Source organism: Hydrogeniiclostridium mannosilyticum (assembly GCF_003268275.1).
Taxonomy (GTDB): domain Bacteria; phylum Bacillota; class Clostridia; order Oscillospirales; family Acutalibacteraceae; genus Hydrogeniiclostridium; species Hydrogeniiclostridium mannosilyticum.
Map to the genome: position 1 here is coordinate 45,585 of NZ_QLYR01000001.1, position 17,689 is coordinate 63,273.

At 51.2% G+C, this 17,689-nt stretch carries 16 protein-coding genes; 4 read left to right on the top strand and 12 right to left on the bottom strand.

All coding sequences use genetic code 11. The features are described from left to right. From murB to hprK, 3 genes are read right to left on the bottom strand one after another with little or no spacing between them, the layout of a single operon-like run. Positions 1-921, bottom strand: coding sequence for a UDP-N-acetylmuramate dehydrogenase (murB, locus tag DPQ25_RS00205; protein WP_112331177.1), 921 nt, complete (start codon positions 919-921; stop codon positions 1-3). Then, positions 908-1,678 (bottom strand): phosphatase, encoded by a 771-nt coding sequence (locus DPQ25_RS00210; protein WP_112331178.1) that lies wholly within the window; start codon positions 1,676-1,678, stop codon positions 908-910. The genes murB and DPQ25_RS00210 overlap by 14 nt, the downstream gene beginning before the upstream one ends. A gap of 56 nt (positions 1,679-1,734) precedes the next feature. After that, entirely contained in the window at positions 1,735-2,694 is a 960-nt protein-coding gene (hprK, locus tag DPQ25_RS00215; RefSeq protein ID WP_112331179.1) for an HPr(Ser) kinase/phosphatase, read from the bottom strand. Between the two features lie 182 nt (positions 2,695-2,876). Here hprK and DPQ25_RS00220 point away from each other — a divergent pair, with 182 nt between their 5' ends. Next, on the top strand, positions 2,877-4,034 hold the full coding sequence (locus DPQ25_RS00220) for a glycosyltransferase (RefSeq protein ID WP_112331180.1): 1,158 nt from the start codon (positions 2,877-2,879) through the stop codon (positions 4,032-4,034). Positions 4,035-4,091: 57 nt separating this feature from the next. Here the strand turns inward: DPQ25_RS00220 and DPQ25_RS00225 are convergent, their stop codons facing one another. Beyond that, positions 4,092-4,916, bottom strand: coding sequence for a VanW family protein (locus tag DPQ25_RS00225; RefSeq protein WP_112331181.1), 825 nt, complete (start codon positions 4,914-4,916; stop codon positions 4,092-4,094). Between the two features lie 247 nt (positions 4,917-5,163). Here DPQ25_RS00225 and DPQ25_RS00230 point away from each other — a divergent pair, with 247 nt between their 5' ends. Continuing rightward, positions 5,164-5,646, top strand: a complete 483-nt coding sequence (locus DPQ25_RS00230; RefSeq protein WP_112331182.1) for a GNAT family N-acetyltransferase — start codon at positions 5,164-5,166, stop codon at positions 5,644-5,646. 380 nt (positions 5,647-6,026) lie between these two features. Continuing rightward, positions 6,027-7,121 carry an AAA family ATPase gene (locus DPQ25_RS00235; RefSeq protein WP_177576769.1) on the top strand — a complete coding sequence of 365 codons (1,095 nt, stop codon included), beginning with the start codon at positions 6,027-6,029 and terminating at the stop codon, positions 7,119-7,121. 272 nt (positions 7,122-7,393) lie between these two features. On the opposite strand, the gene uraA is transcribed toward DPQ25_RS00235, so the two are convergent. The 8 genes from uraA to dpsA form a co-directional block, all read right to left on the bottom strand. After that, on the bottom strand, positions 7,394-8,779 hold the full coding sequence (gene uraA / locus DPQ25_RS00240; protein ID WP_112331184.1) for a uracil permease: 1,386 nt from the start codon (positions 8,777-8,779) through the stop codon (positions 7,394-7,396). 154 nt (positions 8,780-8,933) lie between these two features. Next, positions 8,934-9,584 carry a flavin reductase gene (locus tag DPQ25_RS00245; RefSeq protein WP_112331185.1) on the bottom strand — a complete coding sequence of 217 codons (651 nt, stop codon included), beginning with the start codon at positions 9,582-9,584 and terminating at the stop codon, positions 8,934-8,936. A gap of 83 nt (positions 9,585-9,667) precedes the next feature. After that, entirely contained in the window at positions 9,668-10,948 is a 1,281-nt protein-coding gene (locus tag DPQ25_RS00250; protein WP_112331186.1) for a replication-associated recombination protein A, read from the bottom strand. 84 nt (positions 10,949-11,032) lie between these two features. Next, entirely contained in the window at positions 11,033-12,286 is a 1,254-nt protein-coding gene (locus tag DPQ25_RS00255) for a serine hydroxymethyltransferase (RefSeq protein ID WP_112331187.1), read from the bottom strand. A 230-nt stretch (positions 12,287-12,516) separates the two neighbouring features. Continuing rightward, the gene (locus DPQ25_RS00265) at positions 12,517-13,791 is read right to left on the bottom strand and encodes an O-acetylhomoserine aminocarboxypropyltransferase/cysteine synthase family protein (RefSeq protein WP_112331189.1); all 1,275 of its coding nucleotides are present in this window, start codon (positions 13,789-13,791) and stop codon (positions 12,517-12,519) included. 63 nt (positions 13,792-13,854) lie between these two features. Beyond that, positions 13,855-14,310 (bottom strand): hypothetical protein, encoded by a 456-nt coding sequence (locus tag DPQ25_RS00270; RefSeq protein WP_112331190.1) that lies wholly within the window; start codon positions 14,308-14,310, stop codon positions 13,855-13,857. 78 nt (positions 14,311-14,388) lie between these two features. Continuing rightward, positions 14,389-14,976: a dipicolinate synthase subunit B gene (locus DPQ25_RS00275; RefSeq protein WP_112331191.1), complete on the bottom strand. Its 588-nt coding sequence runs from the start codon at positions 14,974-14,976 to the stop codon at positions 14,389-14,391. A 2-nt stretch (positions 14,977-14,978) separates the two neighbouring features. Then, complete coding sequence (gene dpsA / locus DPQ25_RS00280) at positions 14,979-15,839, bottom strand: dipicolinate synthase subunit DpsA (RefSeq protein ID WP_112331986.1); 861 nt, start codon at positions 15,837-15,839, stop codon at positions 14,979-14,981. A gap of 292 nt (positions 15,840-16,131) precedes the next feature. Here dpsA and murC point away from each other — a divergent pair, with 292 nt between their 5' ends. After that, on the top strand, positions 16,132-17,511 hold the full coding sequence (murC, locus tag DPQ25_RS00285; RefSeq protein ID WP_112331192.1) for a UDP-N-acetylmuramate--L-alanine ligase: 1,380 nt from the start codon (positions 16,132-16,134) through the stop codon (positions 17,509-17,511). Positions 17,512-17,689: the final 178 nt, after the last annotated feature.

The following is a 17,689-nucleotide window of genomic DNA, read 5'->3' on the forward strand; positions in this document are numbered from 1 at the left end:
TTACTTCCTCCGCTCTCCCACTGCTTTTACTTCACATTCCAAATGAACGCCCGTCTGCTGCGCCACTACCTGCTGGATATGTTCAATCAGCCGCAATACATCCTCACAGGTCGCGCCGCCGCGGTTCACTATAAAGCCCGCGTGCTTTTCACTGACCATAGCGCCGCCAATAGCACACCCCTTCAGCCCGCACTGTTCAATCAGTGTCCCGGCAAAATGGCCCTCCGGACGTTTAAAAACGCTGCCCGCACTCGGTTTATTGAGCGGCTGCTTGGCCTTGCGCCGGCTATAATAATCCTCCATCAGCGCCGCTATTTGATCTGTATTGCCGGGCCGAAGCTGAAACGTAACGCTGCAAAGAACGCCGCCTTCATCCATAAAAACACTGTGCCGGTACGCAAAGCGCAGTTTCTCTCCCTCAACACTGCGCTTTACGCCGTCGGCGCCTGCGTAGACAACAGTGCGGACAACATCCTTCATTTCCCCGCCATAGGCCCCGGCATTCATAAAGGCTGCACCGCCTACCGATCCGGGGATACCCCAGGCAAATTCGAGGCCGGAAAGCTGCCATTTTTTTGCAAAATTGCACAGGCCCGCCAGAGACGTTCCGGCGCCGGCAACAACTTCATTTCCATTGCGCAAATGAATATTTTCGAAATCGCCGGCCAAAGACACAACACAGCCACGAATGCCGCCATCCCCAACCAGAAGATTCGACCCCTTGCCTATAGTCATAACCGGTAAGGCCAACCGACCGGCTTCTTGCAGGATTGCGCACAGCGCCTCATAGGTATGCGCCACTACAAACAAATCCGCCGGCCCGCCAATGCGAAATGTCGTGTGGCGGCTCATTGGCTCGTCACGCGTCGTCAGGCAGCAGGCTGAAACCGCAGTCCGTTCCAGCTGTTCAATGGCTTCCATTCTTACCTCCAGCAAATTCATTAAAAATAGGTTCTTCCAATACATGTGTATGCGCTCTCAGGTACTCGTTAAAACGCCAAATACTGGAATTCACCACTAATTCCTCTGGGAAATTCATCTGCTCCAGCAAGGCCAGGCTGTGTGAGAAATCCCCCACCAGGGTAGCGAAATGGCTATCGGTGTTCAAAATTACCGGTACACCGTACTTTTTGCACAATGACAAAATCCTGGCGCAGTTGGGAATAAAGGAAGGGCGGTTGATGAAGCTGCTTTCATTTAGCTCTACCAGTTTTCCGTTTTTCCCAAACTCCGGAATCACCCGTTCATAATCGAACACATATTGGTCCGACCCGCTGTGACCAATGACGTGTACCCTTGGGTCGCGTGCCACTGCCAGCCAAGCCCGGGTAATGTCCTCCACCGTATGGGGACCCTTGGGCATGGTCGGCGTATGCATGGAGGCCACAATCCAATCCATCACCGGCTCGTCATCCTGCCGCAGATCAATATGCCCTTCATAATCCAGCACATTGCACTCCTGCCCCCGCAGAACTATAACGCCCTCGAGTATGCGCGGAATAACGTGCATATTGTGAAAGTACCATGGCTGCGGCGAACCGGGCATCGCCTCTCCGTGGTCTGTAATTGCAACCGCATAAAGCCCTTTCAGTGCCGCCGCATGTACGACCTCTGACAAGGAGCTGTATGCATGGGTGGACGCGGAGGTATGCGTGTGGGTGTCTGCAATAATATTCATTTCTATTTTACGCCTTCCTATTCATTCTTTTCAACTCTCATCCGGCCTTCATACCATTAAAACTTCAGCTTCTTTTCTTCCTCCTTGACTACCGAAACATCCATACCCAGGCTGGACAGCAGTTCCGTCGCTGCGTTGAATCCCATTTTTTTCTGCCGGTTATTCATCGCGGCAACCTCAATAATCACCGCCAGGTTACGGCCGGGCTTAACCGGGATGGTCAAAACCGGAACCTTAATGCCGAGAATTTCGGTATACTCTTCATCCAGCCCCATCCGGTCATAGATTTTTTGGTTATCCCAGATTTCCAGGTTGATTACCATATCAATTTTTTCGGTCAGCTTAACCGCGCCCATGCCAAAGATTCGCCGCGCGTTGATGATACCAATGCCGCGCAGTTCAATAAAATGGCGGATATTTTCCGGCGCCTGCCCAACCAAGGATTTTGCTGAAACCCTGCGAATCTCCACCGCGTCATCCGCAATCAGGCGATGTCCGCGCTTAATGAGCTCAATAGCCGTTTCACTTTTGCCGACGCCGCTGTCGCCCAGCAGTAAAATACCCTCGCCGTAAACCTCCACTAAAACGCCGTGCCGGGTGATGCGCGGAGCCAGCTCCACGTTCATAAATGAAACCAGCGCGGCAACCAGGCTGGATGTTGTGTCCGGTGTGCTCAGCAACGGAATCCTGTTGCGCTTCGCGGCCTCCAGCATCTCCTCCGTCGGCTTCAGATCCCGGGCAATAATAGCAGCAGGCGGCTTTTTAGAAAATATTTCCTCTAAAATCTGTGCCCGGTACTCCTTGGTGCAGGAGTCAAGAAACGCTGTTTCCGCATTGCCGAAAATCATAATTCGGCTGGTGTCATAATGGTCGTAAAAACGGTTCAGCTCCAAGCCGGGCCGGTTTACGTCCATTGAAGAGATTAAAATTTCGTCTGGATTTCCGTCCAAGCTAATCACTTCCAAGGAAAATTCCTTCATCACCTTAGAAAGCGGAACGGTAAAAGCAGTAGCCAAAACTACACACCTACTTTCATTCAATAATAAACATTTGGATTTGTTGTTATGTTATTATTATATCTTAAGAATGGAAAAGTTTAAAGTGTAATCGATGAATTCTTCCATAAATTCTTCTTGAACCCTGCCTATTCTGTGATATAATCAAAAGAAAAAACACTTCCGCCAACGGAGGAGCATAGATGAAAATTGCACTTTTTATTGAAAATTATCTTGCCCAGGAAACGACTGCCGCAATCCATTGCTTTATTTTAGCCAGAGGGCTCAGCAAGCTGGGCCATTCCATCTTAATAGTCACCACAGACCCGGAAACCGACCGGCTTTACGAGCAGCAGGGTGTGGTCTTCTGTCCCGCGCGCCCCAGCGAAAGCGTCTGGGGACAAGATCTGATCCCTGGAAAGGCGGGCCCGCTTCAGGAAGCATTAGACGAATTTCATCCCGACTTGCTCCACCTCCATTCAACCGAACATCTCGGGCTTGCAGGCCTCAGCTACGCTCGGGAGCATAAAATTCCTGCCGTTACTACCTTTCACAGCTTATCAAACGCCTTTACAGGCTATGGATCAAACCCAATCTCCAGAAAGGTTAATGCGTCAAAAAGCCGTTCCGCGCTCTCAAAAATTCTGCAAGGATCCCGGCTGCTTACGACCACCTCCCCGCTCTTTCAGGGGCTGCTGAAGCAACACGGCTTCAATTACCAGCTGGAGGGCATTCCCTTGTGCGTGGATCAGCGGCTGTTCTTCTACGACCGCTATGACCAAAACAGCGGCGAGCTCCTGTCAAAATACAGTCTTTCCTCTTCAACCAAATTTTTCATCTATGTAGGAAACCTTGAGCACACAGAACGTATTGACGAGCTGCTGAGCCTGTGGGCACAGTCTGTCACACAAAAAGACGACGTCCGTCTGCTCATTGCCGGCAGCGGCCGCGACCATGCCGCTCTTGTCGAAAAAGCCAAGGTCCTTGGCATCAATAGTCAAATAATGTGGCTGGGTAAAATTCCCCGCGAGGAGCTTAGCCGTTATTTTCACCTGAGTACCGCTTTTATCAGTGCCTCACGTTCCCCAAACATGAAGATGGCCCCTCTTGAGGCCATTTCTAGCGGGCTTCCGGCCCTTCTGCCCAAGAAATGTGCCAATGCTGCTTTTATCAAAGAGGGGAAAAATGGATTTTTGTATGCAAACGCGGAAGAGCTCCAGCAGCTGGTCCAAAAGCTATCTACCCTTGACTTACATGGGCTGCAGCTTATGAAGGGGCTTGTCAGTAAAAGCATGGAAAAGCTGACGGAAGAAATGCAGGCCCATATTATGGACGATCTCTACCGGCAAATACTGCATTGAGACGGCATACTGTGCAGATAAACCAGCAAGCAGCCTTGCAGCTGCCTGCTGGTTTGTTTATTTTTCATAGTTTTTGTAGTAGGAATCCGGCAGCGCTTCAGAGGAAACCGCTTCTCCATTTTTTATATACGTACGCACCGCGCCGGCTTTCTTATCACCCAAATATTTCGAGGACACCTCAATGGAATCAAACGCTTGAGGGCGCGTTCCCATTATTGTAACCGTCAGGGTATTTCCCTCCATGGTACAGATCAGCTTTACCGGATCGGCAAGTATATTTTGAAATTTTAAATCCACGTTTGGCTGAGCAATCGCGGCATCCAGGCCAATCGGGCAATAGATGGACGGCTTAGAGTGGCTGCTCCGCGCTACTATTTTCATTCCGGCCCGGATTGCCGCGCCATAAACCGTTGTGGCCGCCTGGCAGATACCGCCGCCATAGCTTTTAACCAGTTCCCCGTTTATGAGGGAATCCCCCTCCTTGTATCCGTGTTCTCCGTCCGCAGGGCCTACCGAGGCATTAAAAGAAAATACGGCGCCCGGTTCCACTACTGTTTCGTTGATGCTGTTCAGAGCCTTACTCATATTGTAATTGGCAGCCGCTTCATTGGTTGTTATTGTCGAAAAGGCGGCTAATTGGTCCGGGTATGGGTTTTCCTGTTGAGGAGGATCCTCCTTACTCTCCGGCTCGGATTTCCCGGCAGGCGGACTGCTTTCAAGCGCCCTGGCCGAGGAGAGCGGGCTTGAGATCTCATCCTCATTTTCACTCGCCGTCCCAGCTGTACTGCTCAGCGCACTGCTCGTCTGTTCCTCCTCCCCGGAGGAGCAGGCACAGGCAAACATCAGGCAGCCGCCTAAAAGAAAACAGAGGAATTTACGCATTTTTTCACCTTCTTTTTCTATAGCTTCCCCTTTAAAATGACCGATACTACTGGCAAAACCTGTAATGGCTGCCGGCTTCTTTAGCTTCCCCAAAGGCTCAAGATTTTTTAAGCTCCGCTTTTTTGATAATTTTTCAAAAGACCTTTCTATAATCGATTTATGGATTGAAAATTATCCATTTTTTTGATAAGGTTATTTTCAGCCACTCATAATTCTATCTATTTTTATACGACCGAGGAGGTTTTTTATGCAGGAAGATTTCAATATCCGCACCGCCGTTCCCGCAGATGCCGAATTAATTCTAAGCTTTATTAAAAAAATTGCGGAATATGAGCATATGTCCGACCAGGTTACCGCAACGGCAGAATTGTTGAAAAAGTCTATTTTTGAGGACCGTGCCGCATTTGTTTTTATTGGAGAATTTCGGCGGGCCCCGGTAGGGTTTGCCCTATGCTTTGAAAATTTCTCCACCTTTAACGGACGGGCCGGCATCCACTTGGAGGATCTGTTTGTGGACCCCGCCATGCGGGGAAAGGGATTCGGCAAGGCGCTTTTCCAAGCTGTTGCCGCCGAGGCGGAGCGGCGTGGCTGTGAGCGTATGGAGTGGGCCTGCCTAAACTGGAACACACCCTCTATTGAATTTTACCGCCACATGGGCGCCACCGCTTTGGACGAGTGGACCACCTACCGCCTATCCGGAGAGGCGATTCATCAGGCCGTGATGCGTTGACCGCCAAGACTGGAAGGTAAATAAAACGGCGGCAGCCACATTGAGCATGTCTCTATTCAAATCCCCTATGCCGTGATTGTTGCCCGGTGCAGCTTTTTCGGCTATATTCCGGCCTATTTGACTGCCAACGGCTGGACCGGGCTTGCTTTTAAGCCCTTCTCTTTTGCTCGCCTACCGTTTATTACAGCGAGCTAACACACCAAAAGAGTAAGCCCGGTCCTTTCCTGCAATATCGTCCTGCCGGCCTTCGCTTGCGCAGTTGTATACCGAAGGTAAGCGGGGTGTTTTTCTATGCCGTCCATAAAATTAAGGATTCGACTTTCTCTTTATTTTGTGGTATGATAACTTTAAACAAATTCCACATCTTGGAGGGAACCAAAATGCTTTCTCAGTTTTCCGTGCACTCCTACCGGTCATACCGGTCGCAGGCCCTCATCAGCATGCAGCCCGCTAATATTGACGAGCATGCAACAGCCCTGCGCGACCCCAGAAAAACGGGACGTCCCCTTTTGCCCGTCGCGGCTATCTATGGCCCGAGCGGAAGCGGAAAAAGCAATTTATTATCGGCTTTCCTCACCCTACAAACTGCCATCTTACAGCCGCCTGTTCAAGCCTCCGGCGCCTTTGAAGTCTTTTTTCAAACAGAACAGTATGAATACCGCTACCGCTTAATCCTCGCGGATGGTGTTGTACTGGACGAGCTACTTTCCCGCATTTCCTTCACTGGAAAAAAATCCGCTAAAATATTTACGCGTACGGGAAATCAGCTGATTCTCGGCCCCAGCATCTCAAAGAAATACAACAAGCTTTCGGCGCCGCCGATGGGGGTTCCCTATCTGAAGGTTTTAGCGGAGAACGGACTCGCTGATGCACAGGACGCCGCCGGCTGGTTCCGCTCCTGCCGTTCTTATGACGCTCACCATGGAAACGCCCCCGCTCTGCCCGGCACGCAGCCCGACCGGGAGCACATATGCAGCCTGCTGTCGCAGGCCGGCTGTTCCGTCAAGGACTACGTGCTGAACAGCGAGGGGGTTTTCACTGTCCACCATTCAGGCGGCCGGACCTGGCAGCTGCCCCTTTCTCAGGAGGCCGCCGGTACTCAGGTTTTATTCTGCCTGGCCCCCTTATTGCTTACCACGCTAAAAACGGGTGGAATCCTCGTAGTCGATGATTTAGACTGCCATTTGCATCCTTTGGTACAGCGCAAGCTAATTTCTTTATTTCAAACATCCGTTAGCAACCCAAAAGGAGCACAGCTTTTATTCTCTGCACAGAACACGGGCTCCATGTCAAGCAGCCTGCTGCGGCGGGATGAGATTTGGTTTACCGAGCTGGATAATCAGGAAAGCAGCACCCTATATCCGCTGTGGGGAATCCGCGATGCCAAGGGCGAGCTTGTGCGTGCAAACGCCGCACTCGAAAAGCAGTACATGGAAGGGCGCTATGGCGCCTTGCCCTACATGGAGGGCCAATGACGTTTTTATGAGGTAAAGATAGTATGGATGTGCCATCATAAAATCCGTTAAAACATCGGTTTCTTCACCTATTAATATATAAATATTTATATTGCCGAAAAACTTTATTTCAAACGGTTTTGAAGAGTTTTATCAGCGTCTACAGAAAATTATAAAGGGATTTTCGTCTATAAGCTCAATAAAAAAATATATCCCGTATCACAAAAGGCATGCGACAGGCCAATAAAAACCTGCTGCATGCCTTTTTTATGATTGAAAGCCTGCCGGAAAATTTAAATCTGTTTTTCCGCCGGAACAGCGTTTTCTTCCTGCTCCGGCTCTGCGTCCTCGCGGTCATTTGTCCAGTGAAGGCGGTCAAAGATGTAGAAGAGAATACCAAGGATCATGCCGACTACGCAAGCCAGAACCATTCCCTTAAGCTGTACATCCCCCAGCGTGATGCTTACACCGGAAAGACCGACGACAAAAATCACCGAAGTCAATGTAATGTTGCGGTTTTTACCGAAATCCACCTTAGAATCTACTAGGATACGCAGGCCAGAGGCGCCGATCATCCCATAGAGCAGGAAAGAAATTCCACCGATCACCGCACCGGGAAGCGTAGCGATCAGTGCGGAAAATTTGCCGATAAAGGAGCAAAGAATAGATAGAACAGCCGCGCCGCCAATCACCCATACGCTGTACACCTTCGTCATCGCCATAACGCCGATGTTCTCGCCATATGTTGTGGTCGGGACAGCGCCCACCAGGCCGGAAACCGCCGTGGAGATATTATCTCCCAGCAGGGAACGATGCAGGCCGGGGTCCTTCAGCAGATCCTTTCCGACAATTTTGCTGGTGACAATCTGATGGCCGATATGCTCGGAGGCAATTACCAGCAGCACCGGAATCATAGTGATCACCGCATCCAGGTTGAATTTTGCAATCTGGAAATTCGGCATAGAGAAAATTCCCGCTTCATTAACCGCCTGAAAGTCGACCAGGCCGACGCAGCAAGCCGCTATGTAACCGCATATAATGGCGATTAAAATCGGAATGACCGCCAGGAACTTACGGAAAAGAATGGAGCCTAGCACCGCAACGCCAATGGTCACCAGGAATACAATAACATTGCGCATATCCACATTGGTAATGGTTTGAATAAACTGATCCGCAGTTCCCTCAACCGGTGTGTATTCCGTTGTGGTTAAAAGCCCCGCAGTAGAGGCGGCATTGCCGGCAAGCTCCAGGCCAATCAGCGCAACAACCGGGCCCATTGCCGCAGGCGGCAGAACAATGTCGATCCAACGTGAGCCAAACTTATAGATGATGAAAGCCAGCACACAACCGAGAAGGCCCACCACCACAAAGCCGCCTTGCGCATAGGAGAAGGCCTCCATATGGTCCATTCCCTGTTCCTCATACTTTTGGATGATAATTAGGGCCGGCGCAATAAACGCGAAGCTGGAACCCAGGTAGGCAGGCGCCTTCCCTTTTGTGATCCAGATAAAGAACAGCGTGCCCAAGCCATTCATGAGCAGTACAATTGCCGGGTTGATTCCAAATAAAGAAGGCACCAAAACCGATGCGCCGAACATTGCAAACATATGCTGTATGCTCAGCGGGATCGCCTGCCGCAGTGGAGGCCGTTCATTTACCTGGATGATTTTCTTAGCCATTTTCCCATCCCTCATTTCTTATATTGAAGCGGTCGCCAAAAGCTGTCTTCCGCTTACTTCCCCTGTAACGCCGGGCCTGTCCTGCAACAGACCCGAAAAAAAAGCTCATCCGTCGCAAAAGATGCGGTGAAATGAGCTTTATGAAACTTTGCGGTTACTTACGCTTAAACGCTGACTTTGACATCCCGCAGATAGGGCAAACCCAATCGTCCGGAAGCTCCTCAAACGGAACGTCCGGGTCATTATAAACATAACCGCACACCGTGCAAACCCAGCTTTCCGCCTCATTGCTCTGCCGGGGCGGCTCCTGGTAGGTCGGTGCATTTTTCGGCGCGGATCCCTTGATAACCTTGTGATAATAGTCATAGGTCATCGGTTCGCCCTTTGCCACGTCACTGCCGGCAATAACCTCGCCGATAAAAACTGTATGCGTCGGTGTTTCCGCACAGTTGATTACTCTGCACAGGAACCAGCAGCAGCAATTTTCCTTAATAACCGGAAGGCCCTCTTCCAGGACCCGGTGGCGGATATTTACCAGCTTATCCGTATCTCTACCCGAAGTAAAGCCCAAGGCGCCGATGACCGTTCCCGGTGTATCCTCTGACAAAACCGAAACCGTAAAAAGGCCTGTCTTCTTTATGCACTCATGGCTGTAATTATCATGATTCATGCTGACCGCCAGCGTGTTGGGCGTATTGGTCACCTGAAAAACCGTGTTGACAATACAAGCGGAGACCTTTTCCTCATTTCTGACGCCGATCGCGTACATTCCATAGGAAAGCTTGAACAGCGTTTCGTTTTTCATTGCAGCACCTCCGGTATGAATTTCCTTTTAATTTTAATAATACCATCTTATCTTGTATGAGACAAGATAAAATAACAAATAATTTACTTTTTATCCCGGCCGTTTTTGATCTTCTCCCAATATAGTTTGGAAGCCTGTTCATTTTTATTCATGCCGTACTCATAATAATGGGCATCCTTCACCACATCCGGCAGATATTGCTGCGGGACCCAACGGTCCGGGTAATCATGCGGGTAAAGGTAGAACTGGCCTTTAACCGGGTTGTCAGCGCCATCATAGTGCTTATTTTGCAGGCAGCGGGGAATCTGCCCGGTCTTTCCTGCGCGTACATCCGCCATCGCCCGCCCAATTGCAACGTCCGCCGTATTAGATTTAGGGCTGGTACTCACTAAAATGACAGCGTCGGCCAGCGGCAGCTGCGCTTCCGGCAGCCCCACCATCAGCGCGGCATCCACTGCCGCCTTGACAATGGGAATAATCTGTGGATAGGCAAGGCCAACATCCTCACAGGCGCAAACCATTAACCTGCGGCAGACAGAAGGCAGGTCCCCGGCCTCCAGCAGCCGCGCCAGGTAATATACCGCCGCATCGGGATCCGAACCACGCATCGATTTCTGAAATGCAGAAACAAGATCATAATGCTCGTCCCCCTCCTTGTCATACCGGACCGCACTGCGCTGAGTCAGCTCCCTTGCCAGTTCCAGCGTCACCAAGAAGCTTCCGTCCTCTTGGCGGTCCGCTGACAGTGCGCAGAGCTCCACCGCATTCATAGATTTGCGCACGTCGCCGCCGCAGGCCTGTGAAATATGGGCGGTTACACCCTCCTCCAGCGTATAGGCGCAGTTTCTTTCCGCTTCTAAAAAGCAGAAAGCGCGCCGCACCGCACGCTCCACCTCCTCTTTCTCAACTGCCTTAAATTCAAACACGGTGGAGCGGCTCAATATAGCGTTATAGACATAAAAGTAAGGATTTTCCGTTGTCGAGGCAATCAAAGTAATGCTGCCGTTTTCAATAAATTCCAGAAGCGTCTGCTGCTGCTTTTTATTAAAATACTGGATCTCGTCCAAGTAGAGCAGCACGCCGTTAACCGTATCCAGGCCGCCAAGGCCTGAGACTACTTCACGGATATCCGCCGTTCCCGCGGTAGTTCCGTTCAGCTTACAGAGCTTACGGCTCGTCCGCGCGGCGATATAAGAGGCCAACGTTGTTTTCCCCACACCTGAGGGGCCGTAAAAGACCATATTCGGGATCTCGCCGGACTCAATAATTTTTCTAAGCGCCTTTCCCTCACCCAAAAGATGCCGCTGGCCCACAATGTCATCCAGGCTTTTCGGGCGAATTCTGTCTGCGAGCGGTGCCGCCATTTCTCTTCCCTCTCTTTCCCTCCAGGGATATAAAAGCAGGGCAAATGCCCATGCATTTGCCCTGTCTGTTGCTTCATCACAAATTTATTCGTACAGGGGGTGTTTTTCACAGATTGCATTTACCATTCCGCGAATCCTATCCTCGTTCGGCTCGAAATCGTGAATAGCCAGCGCAATGCATTCCGCAACCTGGTCCATATCCCCAGTGTCGAGGCCGCGTGTGGTCACTGCCGGTGTACCCAGCCGTAGGCCGCTGGTCACGAACGGGCTGCGCTGTTCATTGGGAATTGTGTTTTTGTTCGCCGTAATATAAACCGCATCCAAACGGCGCTCCAGTTCTTTACCTGTAAGTTCCAGGCCGCCCAGATCCACCAGCATCAGGTGATTGTCCGTACCCCCGGATACAAGCTTGACGCCTCTCTTCAGCAATCCCTCTGAAAGCGCCTTGGCGTTTTCCACCACACGCCTGCCATAGTCCTTAAACTCCGGCTTCAGCGCCTCGCCCAGGCACACCGCCTTGCCGGCGATTACGTGCATCAGCGGCCCCCCTTGAGTTCCCGGGAATATCGCCTTGTCAATGGCCTTCGCGTACTGCTCCTTACAGAGGATCATGCCGCCGCGGGGACCGCGCAATGTCTTATGCGTGGTAGTGGTGACAATATCCGCCCATTCCACCGGGTTGGGATGCTGTCCGGCGGCAACCAAGCCGGCAATATGCGCCATATCGACCATCAGCAAAGCGCCGCAGGCATCCGCAATTTCACGGAACCTTTCAAAATCGATGACGCGCGGGTAGGCGCTTGCTCCCGCCACAATCAGCTTCGGTTTTACCTCTAGGGCCTGCTTCATCAATGCATCATAATCGATCTTACCGGTTTCAGGACTGACCCCGTAAGAAACAAAATGATAGTATTTACCAGACATATTAACCGGGGAGCCATGCGTCAAATGGCCGCCCTCCGCCAGGTTCATACCCAAAACCGTGTCGCCGGGCTCCAGCATAGAGAAATAAACGCCAAGATTAGCCTGCGCACCGGAATGGGGCTGTACATTTGCATGTTCCGCGCCAAACAGCTCACAGGCGCGTTTACGGGCAATGTCTTCCACAACGTCCACATACTGGCAGCCGCCGTAATAACGCTTGCCCGGATAACCCTCCGCGTATTTATTGGTCAAAATGCTGCCCATGGCCGCCATTACAGCCGGGGAAACCAAATTCTCGGATGCAATCAGCTCCAGGTTCCGGCGCTGGCGCTTGAGCTCGTCCCCCATTGCGGCGCCAACCTCCGGGTCCACATGATTTACAAAACCGATTGTGTCCATCATATCCTGATACATTCCCCTGATCCTCTCCTAACAAAACTTTGTAATAAGCAGAAAAATAAAAACTGCCGAAAATCTCTTTTCCTTCTGCAATGATATTAAAATTATACCTTTTTCTTGCTGAAAACGCAACCACAAGATGCCGTAAAACATGAAACTCGTACAGCAGCTCCCAAATCCGGCGCCTTTTTGCGGAAAAGGCACCGGCAGCCCTACCGGCTGCAAGCGCCTAATCTCTCATGATTTTATACCTGGGCCAAAGCCTGCTCCACATCCGCAAGAATATCTGCAATATTTTCAATGCCGACGGACATGCGGATCATATCCGGCCCGACACCGGCTTCCTCCAGCTGCGCATCGCTCAGCTGGCGATGCGTCGTACTTGCAGGGTGCAGCACACAGGTACGCAGATCAGCCACGTGAATGACAACTGATGCCAGCTTCAGGTGATCCATAAAACGCTGGGCAGCCTCCCGGCCTCCTTTAATGCCGAAGGAGATAACGCCGCAGGAGCCGTTAGGCATATATTTTTCAGCCAGCGCATGGTACCGGTTGCCCTCCAGGCCCGGATAATTCACCCAGCTGATCTTATCATTTTTTTCCAGATAACGGGCCATAGCCAGCGCGTTGGCACAGTGGCGCTCCATGCGTACAGCCAAGGTTTCCAAACCCAGGTTCAGTAAAAATGCATTTGTCGGGCTGGCCTGAGCGCCAAGGTCGCGCATCAGATGCGTCCGCGCCTTGACAATATAGGCCATATTACCGAAACGTTCCGCATAAACAACACCGTGATAGGATTCATCCGGCTCGGTAAACTCGGGAAATTTACCGTTTTTCCAGTTGAAATTGCCGCTGTCCACAATGCAGCCGCCCACCTGGACTGCATGGCCGTCCATATACTTGGTGGTCGAATGGGTAACGATATCCACGCCGAACTCAAACGGGTGGCAGTTAATCGGCGTTGGGAACGTATTATCTACAATCATCGGCACACCATGGCGGTGAGCCGCTCCCGCAAACATCTCCAGATCTGTCACCACCAAAGACGGGTTGCACAGGGACTCCGCAAAAACACAGCGGGTATTTTCTCGGAACGCCGCCTCCAGCTCTGCCTCGGTGCAGTCCGCCGGCAGGAAGGTGAAGTCTATTCCCATCTCATGCATGGTTTTATAAAACAGATTGAAGGTGCCGCCATAAATGGCGCTGGAGCAAACGACATGACCGCCCGCATGGCAAATGTTCAAAACCGAAATCAGGGAGGCTGCCTGGCCGGAAGAGGTCAGCAGCGCGCCGACGCCGCCCTCCAGCGCGGCAATTTTCTTTTCCACCGCGTCGAGCGTCGGGTTGCCGAGACGCGTATAGAAAAAGCCGTCTTCCTCCAAATCAAAAAGCTTGCCGAGGGTTTCGGCGCTGTCATAACGGAACGTCGTGCTCTGTGTAATCGGTAAAACACGCGATTCCCCGTTACCCGGCTGATAACCGGCATGGATGCATTCTGTGTCGCGATGATAGTGTGCCATTTTACATTTCTCCTGTTTCTAAATTCATTTTATTGAACTGCCCTGAGCCTTCAGGCAACGCAGTCAGGCCTGGAAAAGCACCTGCTTCACCCAGCCGAACACCGCATCTGACAGGGTAACCACCACCCAAATTAAAATAAAAAAGAGTATGAGCGAAAACACCTTCCAAAACAAGCGCTTTTTTCTGCTCATTGGCTCAAACTCTGAAGGCTGTTCCTCAACATTCCTAATAAGCCCCGATTTTTTTGTAATTTCCGCGGCCCGTTCAAGGTCCCTGTAGGCCACATATAAACGCCCCATCCGCTCCTTACTGGCACGGCGGCCCTTTGCATCCGCGTATAGGTCGCTCAAAATTCCCTTGGCCTTAAGCAGGTCAAAAACAGCCTCCAGGGCCCGCACGTCACCCGCCGTCAGCAAAACGGCATCGTCCGGCTCCGGAGCACGCAGCTTTTTTCTGCCGCAGGAAGGACAGGCCTCTTTATCTGTTACCACCCGGCACTTTGAACAATATAACATCATAATCTCACTTCCGGTATTAATCATAACATTAAAACAGCCGTGAGACAATAGGCATTTTGCCGCAAAAGGCTACCCCTGCTATTTTTCAGCCGCTCCTCTCAGCACCGGCTGAAGTTGACGCCCCTCCAGCGCATTCAGCGCGGTGGGCAGCAGCTGTGTAAAATCGGCTACCAGAGACATCGGCTTCTTTACCGGGTCGTCCTGGCGCAGCGGTACAAAATAAATATTTTTTGTATTCATCAGCCGGCCAATATTCTGCGCGGAAGCGCCGAGTGCATCGTTGGTGGCAAGGTTGATGACAACGGGCAGGCCGATGCGCAGCGTCGATTTTGCCGCCATAGTCACCGGTGTGTCGGTAATGCCTCCCGCCAGTTTGGCCAGTGTGTTCCCGGTACACGGAGAAATCAGCATAGCGTCCACCATGCGCTTAGGGCCAATGGGTTCCGCCCCCACAATGGTGTGGATAATCTTATTTTTGCAGATGTCCTCAATCTCCCAAATAAAATCGGCGGCTTTCCCAAAACGTGTATCTGTAGCATAGGCATTGTCGGACATGATGGGTAGGATTTCATAGCCCTTTCCGGCAATCTCCCGCATTTGCTCAATGGCCTTTTCAAATGTGCAGAAGGACCCGCACAATGCATACCCAAAAACAATTTTCTGCATCTCTATTCCTCCATTACGCTGTAAATAATATTTTTAATAATTTCACCGGACGCCTTGGGCGCCACCTTGCCCGGCAGTGAAAGCGCGTGAACCGTAGGGATTCCCAGCTCACCGGCGGAAGGAAAGTCAACACCCCCGGGCTCGGAGGCCAGGTCGATCAGCAGTGTGCCGGGCCTCATTTTAGCCAGCAGTCGGCGGTTAAATACCATTGCAGGAATCGTGTTGAAAACAACGTCATAGCTGCCGCTATGGCCAATATGGTCTGTGTGGATCGCCTCATAGCCATACAGCTCAATCCAGGCAAAGTCCTCCGGTTTCCGGGCGCTTACGGTCACGTGCGCACCCATTCCCCGAAGCATCCAGGCCAACGCCTTGCCAATTCTGCCAAAGCCTGCCACCAGGCAGCGCCCTCCATTCAGCGTGCCGGCATACTCCCGAACGGCAATCTCAATGGCGCCCTCTGAAGTAGCGATTGCGTTGCGTACGGCAAACTCCTCGCGCGCATAATAGTCGCAGGTGTCTATGGAATACCAGAGGTCGCTGGTGGCAAAAAGCTTTCCCATTTTACCGCCAAACACCTGCTTGTGCAGCATGAGCTCGGCAAGGCCTTCGTCCAGCCGAACCTTTTCATCCGTATATTTTGCATTGAGGAACACGCCGTCCTGTGTGACCGGCAGCGGCAGCACAATATTCACGCATTTGGAAACCGCCTCGGCTAAATCGGTCTTTCGCACAGATTCGGATAAGTCCAGGCGGTCAAAGCCCCAGGCATAAACCGTATACCCGTCTGCCGCGATAGATTCTGCCAGGGCAGCCTGCCGTTTATCTCCTCCCAACACGGCAAAACTATTTATGTCAACCATTTTTGCTTCACGCCTTTCCAGGCCCAGCCGAAGCATGGGCACTACTCAGATTCTAAATTCATAATATGGCCGGGTGAAAATGGATGTGATTACATAAACGAATCCCCTGTGAGAAAATACGGATTTTATTGCAAATATGTGGAAAATTGGTTATTATAATACTTAAATCGTGTAAACCCCGCCATAAGAACGGCGTACAGCCTGTAAATGTTAAATTTAATTCCGGAACGCCAAATTAAAGGTACGCATAGCATAAAAGACAAAGAACCTTGCAAAGGAAAGGGTGTTTGAAATGAAGAATAACGACCTTTTAAACCGGGTGAAAAAAATACATTTTATTGGTATTGGCGGTTCGGGCATGTGCCCGCTCGCCGAAATTCTGCATCATAACGGCTACTGCCTGACCGGTTCAGACCGGGATGAATCCGACACGCTTGAAAGAATCCGTTCCTATGGTATTCCGGTCTTTATGGGGCAGAAAAAGGAAAATGTCGGCGATGCCGAACTGGTGGTTTACTCCGCTGCCATAAGTGCAGATAACCCGGAACGCGTAGCCGCTGCAGAAAAAGGCATTCCCTGTATTGAGCGTTCCGTGATGCTCGGCATGGTTGTGGACCGTTACCCCCACGCAATCGCCGTCGCCGGCACACATGGAAAAACCACCACCACCGCGATGATTACGCAGCTTTTACTCGAAGGAGGAAAGGACCCCAGCGCCATCATCGGCGGAAGGCTGCCTCTGATTCACGGCAACGGGCGCACAGGGCATTCGGACCTCATCGTCTGCGAGGCCTGCGAGTACGTAGATACTTTTCTGCACCTTCACCCCTATCTTTCCATAATTACCAATATTGAAGAGGACCACTTGGACTACTTCGGAACCCTTGACCGTATTATCCAGTCCTTCCACCAATTCGCCCTGCAAACCTCCGGCATACTGCTGGTGAATGGCGATGACAACAATGTAAAAAAGGCGATGGCAGGCATTTCCCGGGAAAAGATTGTCACTTTTGGCTTTGAGGGCAGCAACGATTATTATCCAACCGGGATTTCCGACACGCCAAAGGCCTGTGAAAGCTTCACTGTCCGCCACCGCGGCGAAGCACTTTGCGAGGTTTCCCTGACTGTCCCGGGCCGCCACAACATTCTGAACGCGCTGGCCGCCTTTGCCGCGGCACATATCATGGGTGTTTCGCCGGAAAGTGCTGCGCAGAGCCTGCATGCCTTTAAGGGCGTTCATCGGCGCTTTGAGGTACTGGGCCGCTTTGACGGAATTACCGTTGCAGACGATTTTGCCCATCACCCCACTGAGCTGACAGCAACGCTGTCAGCCGCCATGCATATGGGGTTCCGCGAGGTATGGGCGCTGTTTCAGCCGCACACATTCTCACGCACAGCCATGTTCCTGGATGATTTTGCGAAGGCGCTCTCTATTCCGGACCATGCCGTCATTTCCGAAATTCTGCCGGTTCGCGAAACCAACACCTACCACATCTACGCGACAGACCTGGTTGAAAAAATCCCTGGGGCGGTTTACCAAAAAACGTTTGAAGAAATGATGGATTATGTGACGGCAAACGCAAAACCCGGCGATTTAATTTTAACGTTGGGCGGCGGCAACATCTATCAGTGCGCGCACTTAATTGTTGAACACTATCAGAAAAAATCGTGAGCACATTCACTATAAAGGGCGGTGGCTTCTCAAAAGAGGCCGCCGCTTTTTGTATAACCGGGTTGCTTTTCTCCACAGATTTAAATTCTTTACATAAATTATAAAAAAACAGATCTTTCATATTGACAGATAAAAAATAAAATGATAATATAATACCTGCGCTCACAAATACAAGAAC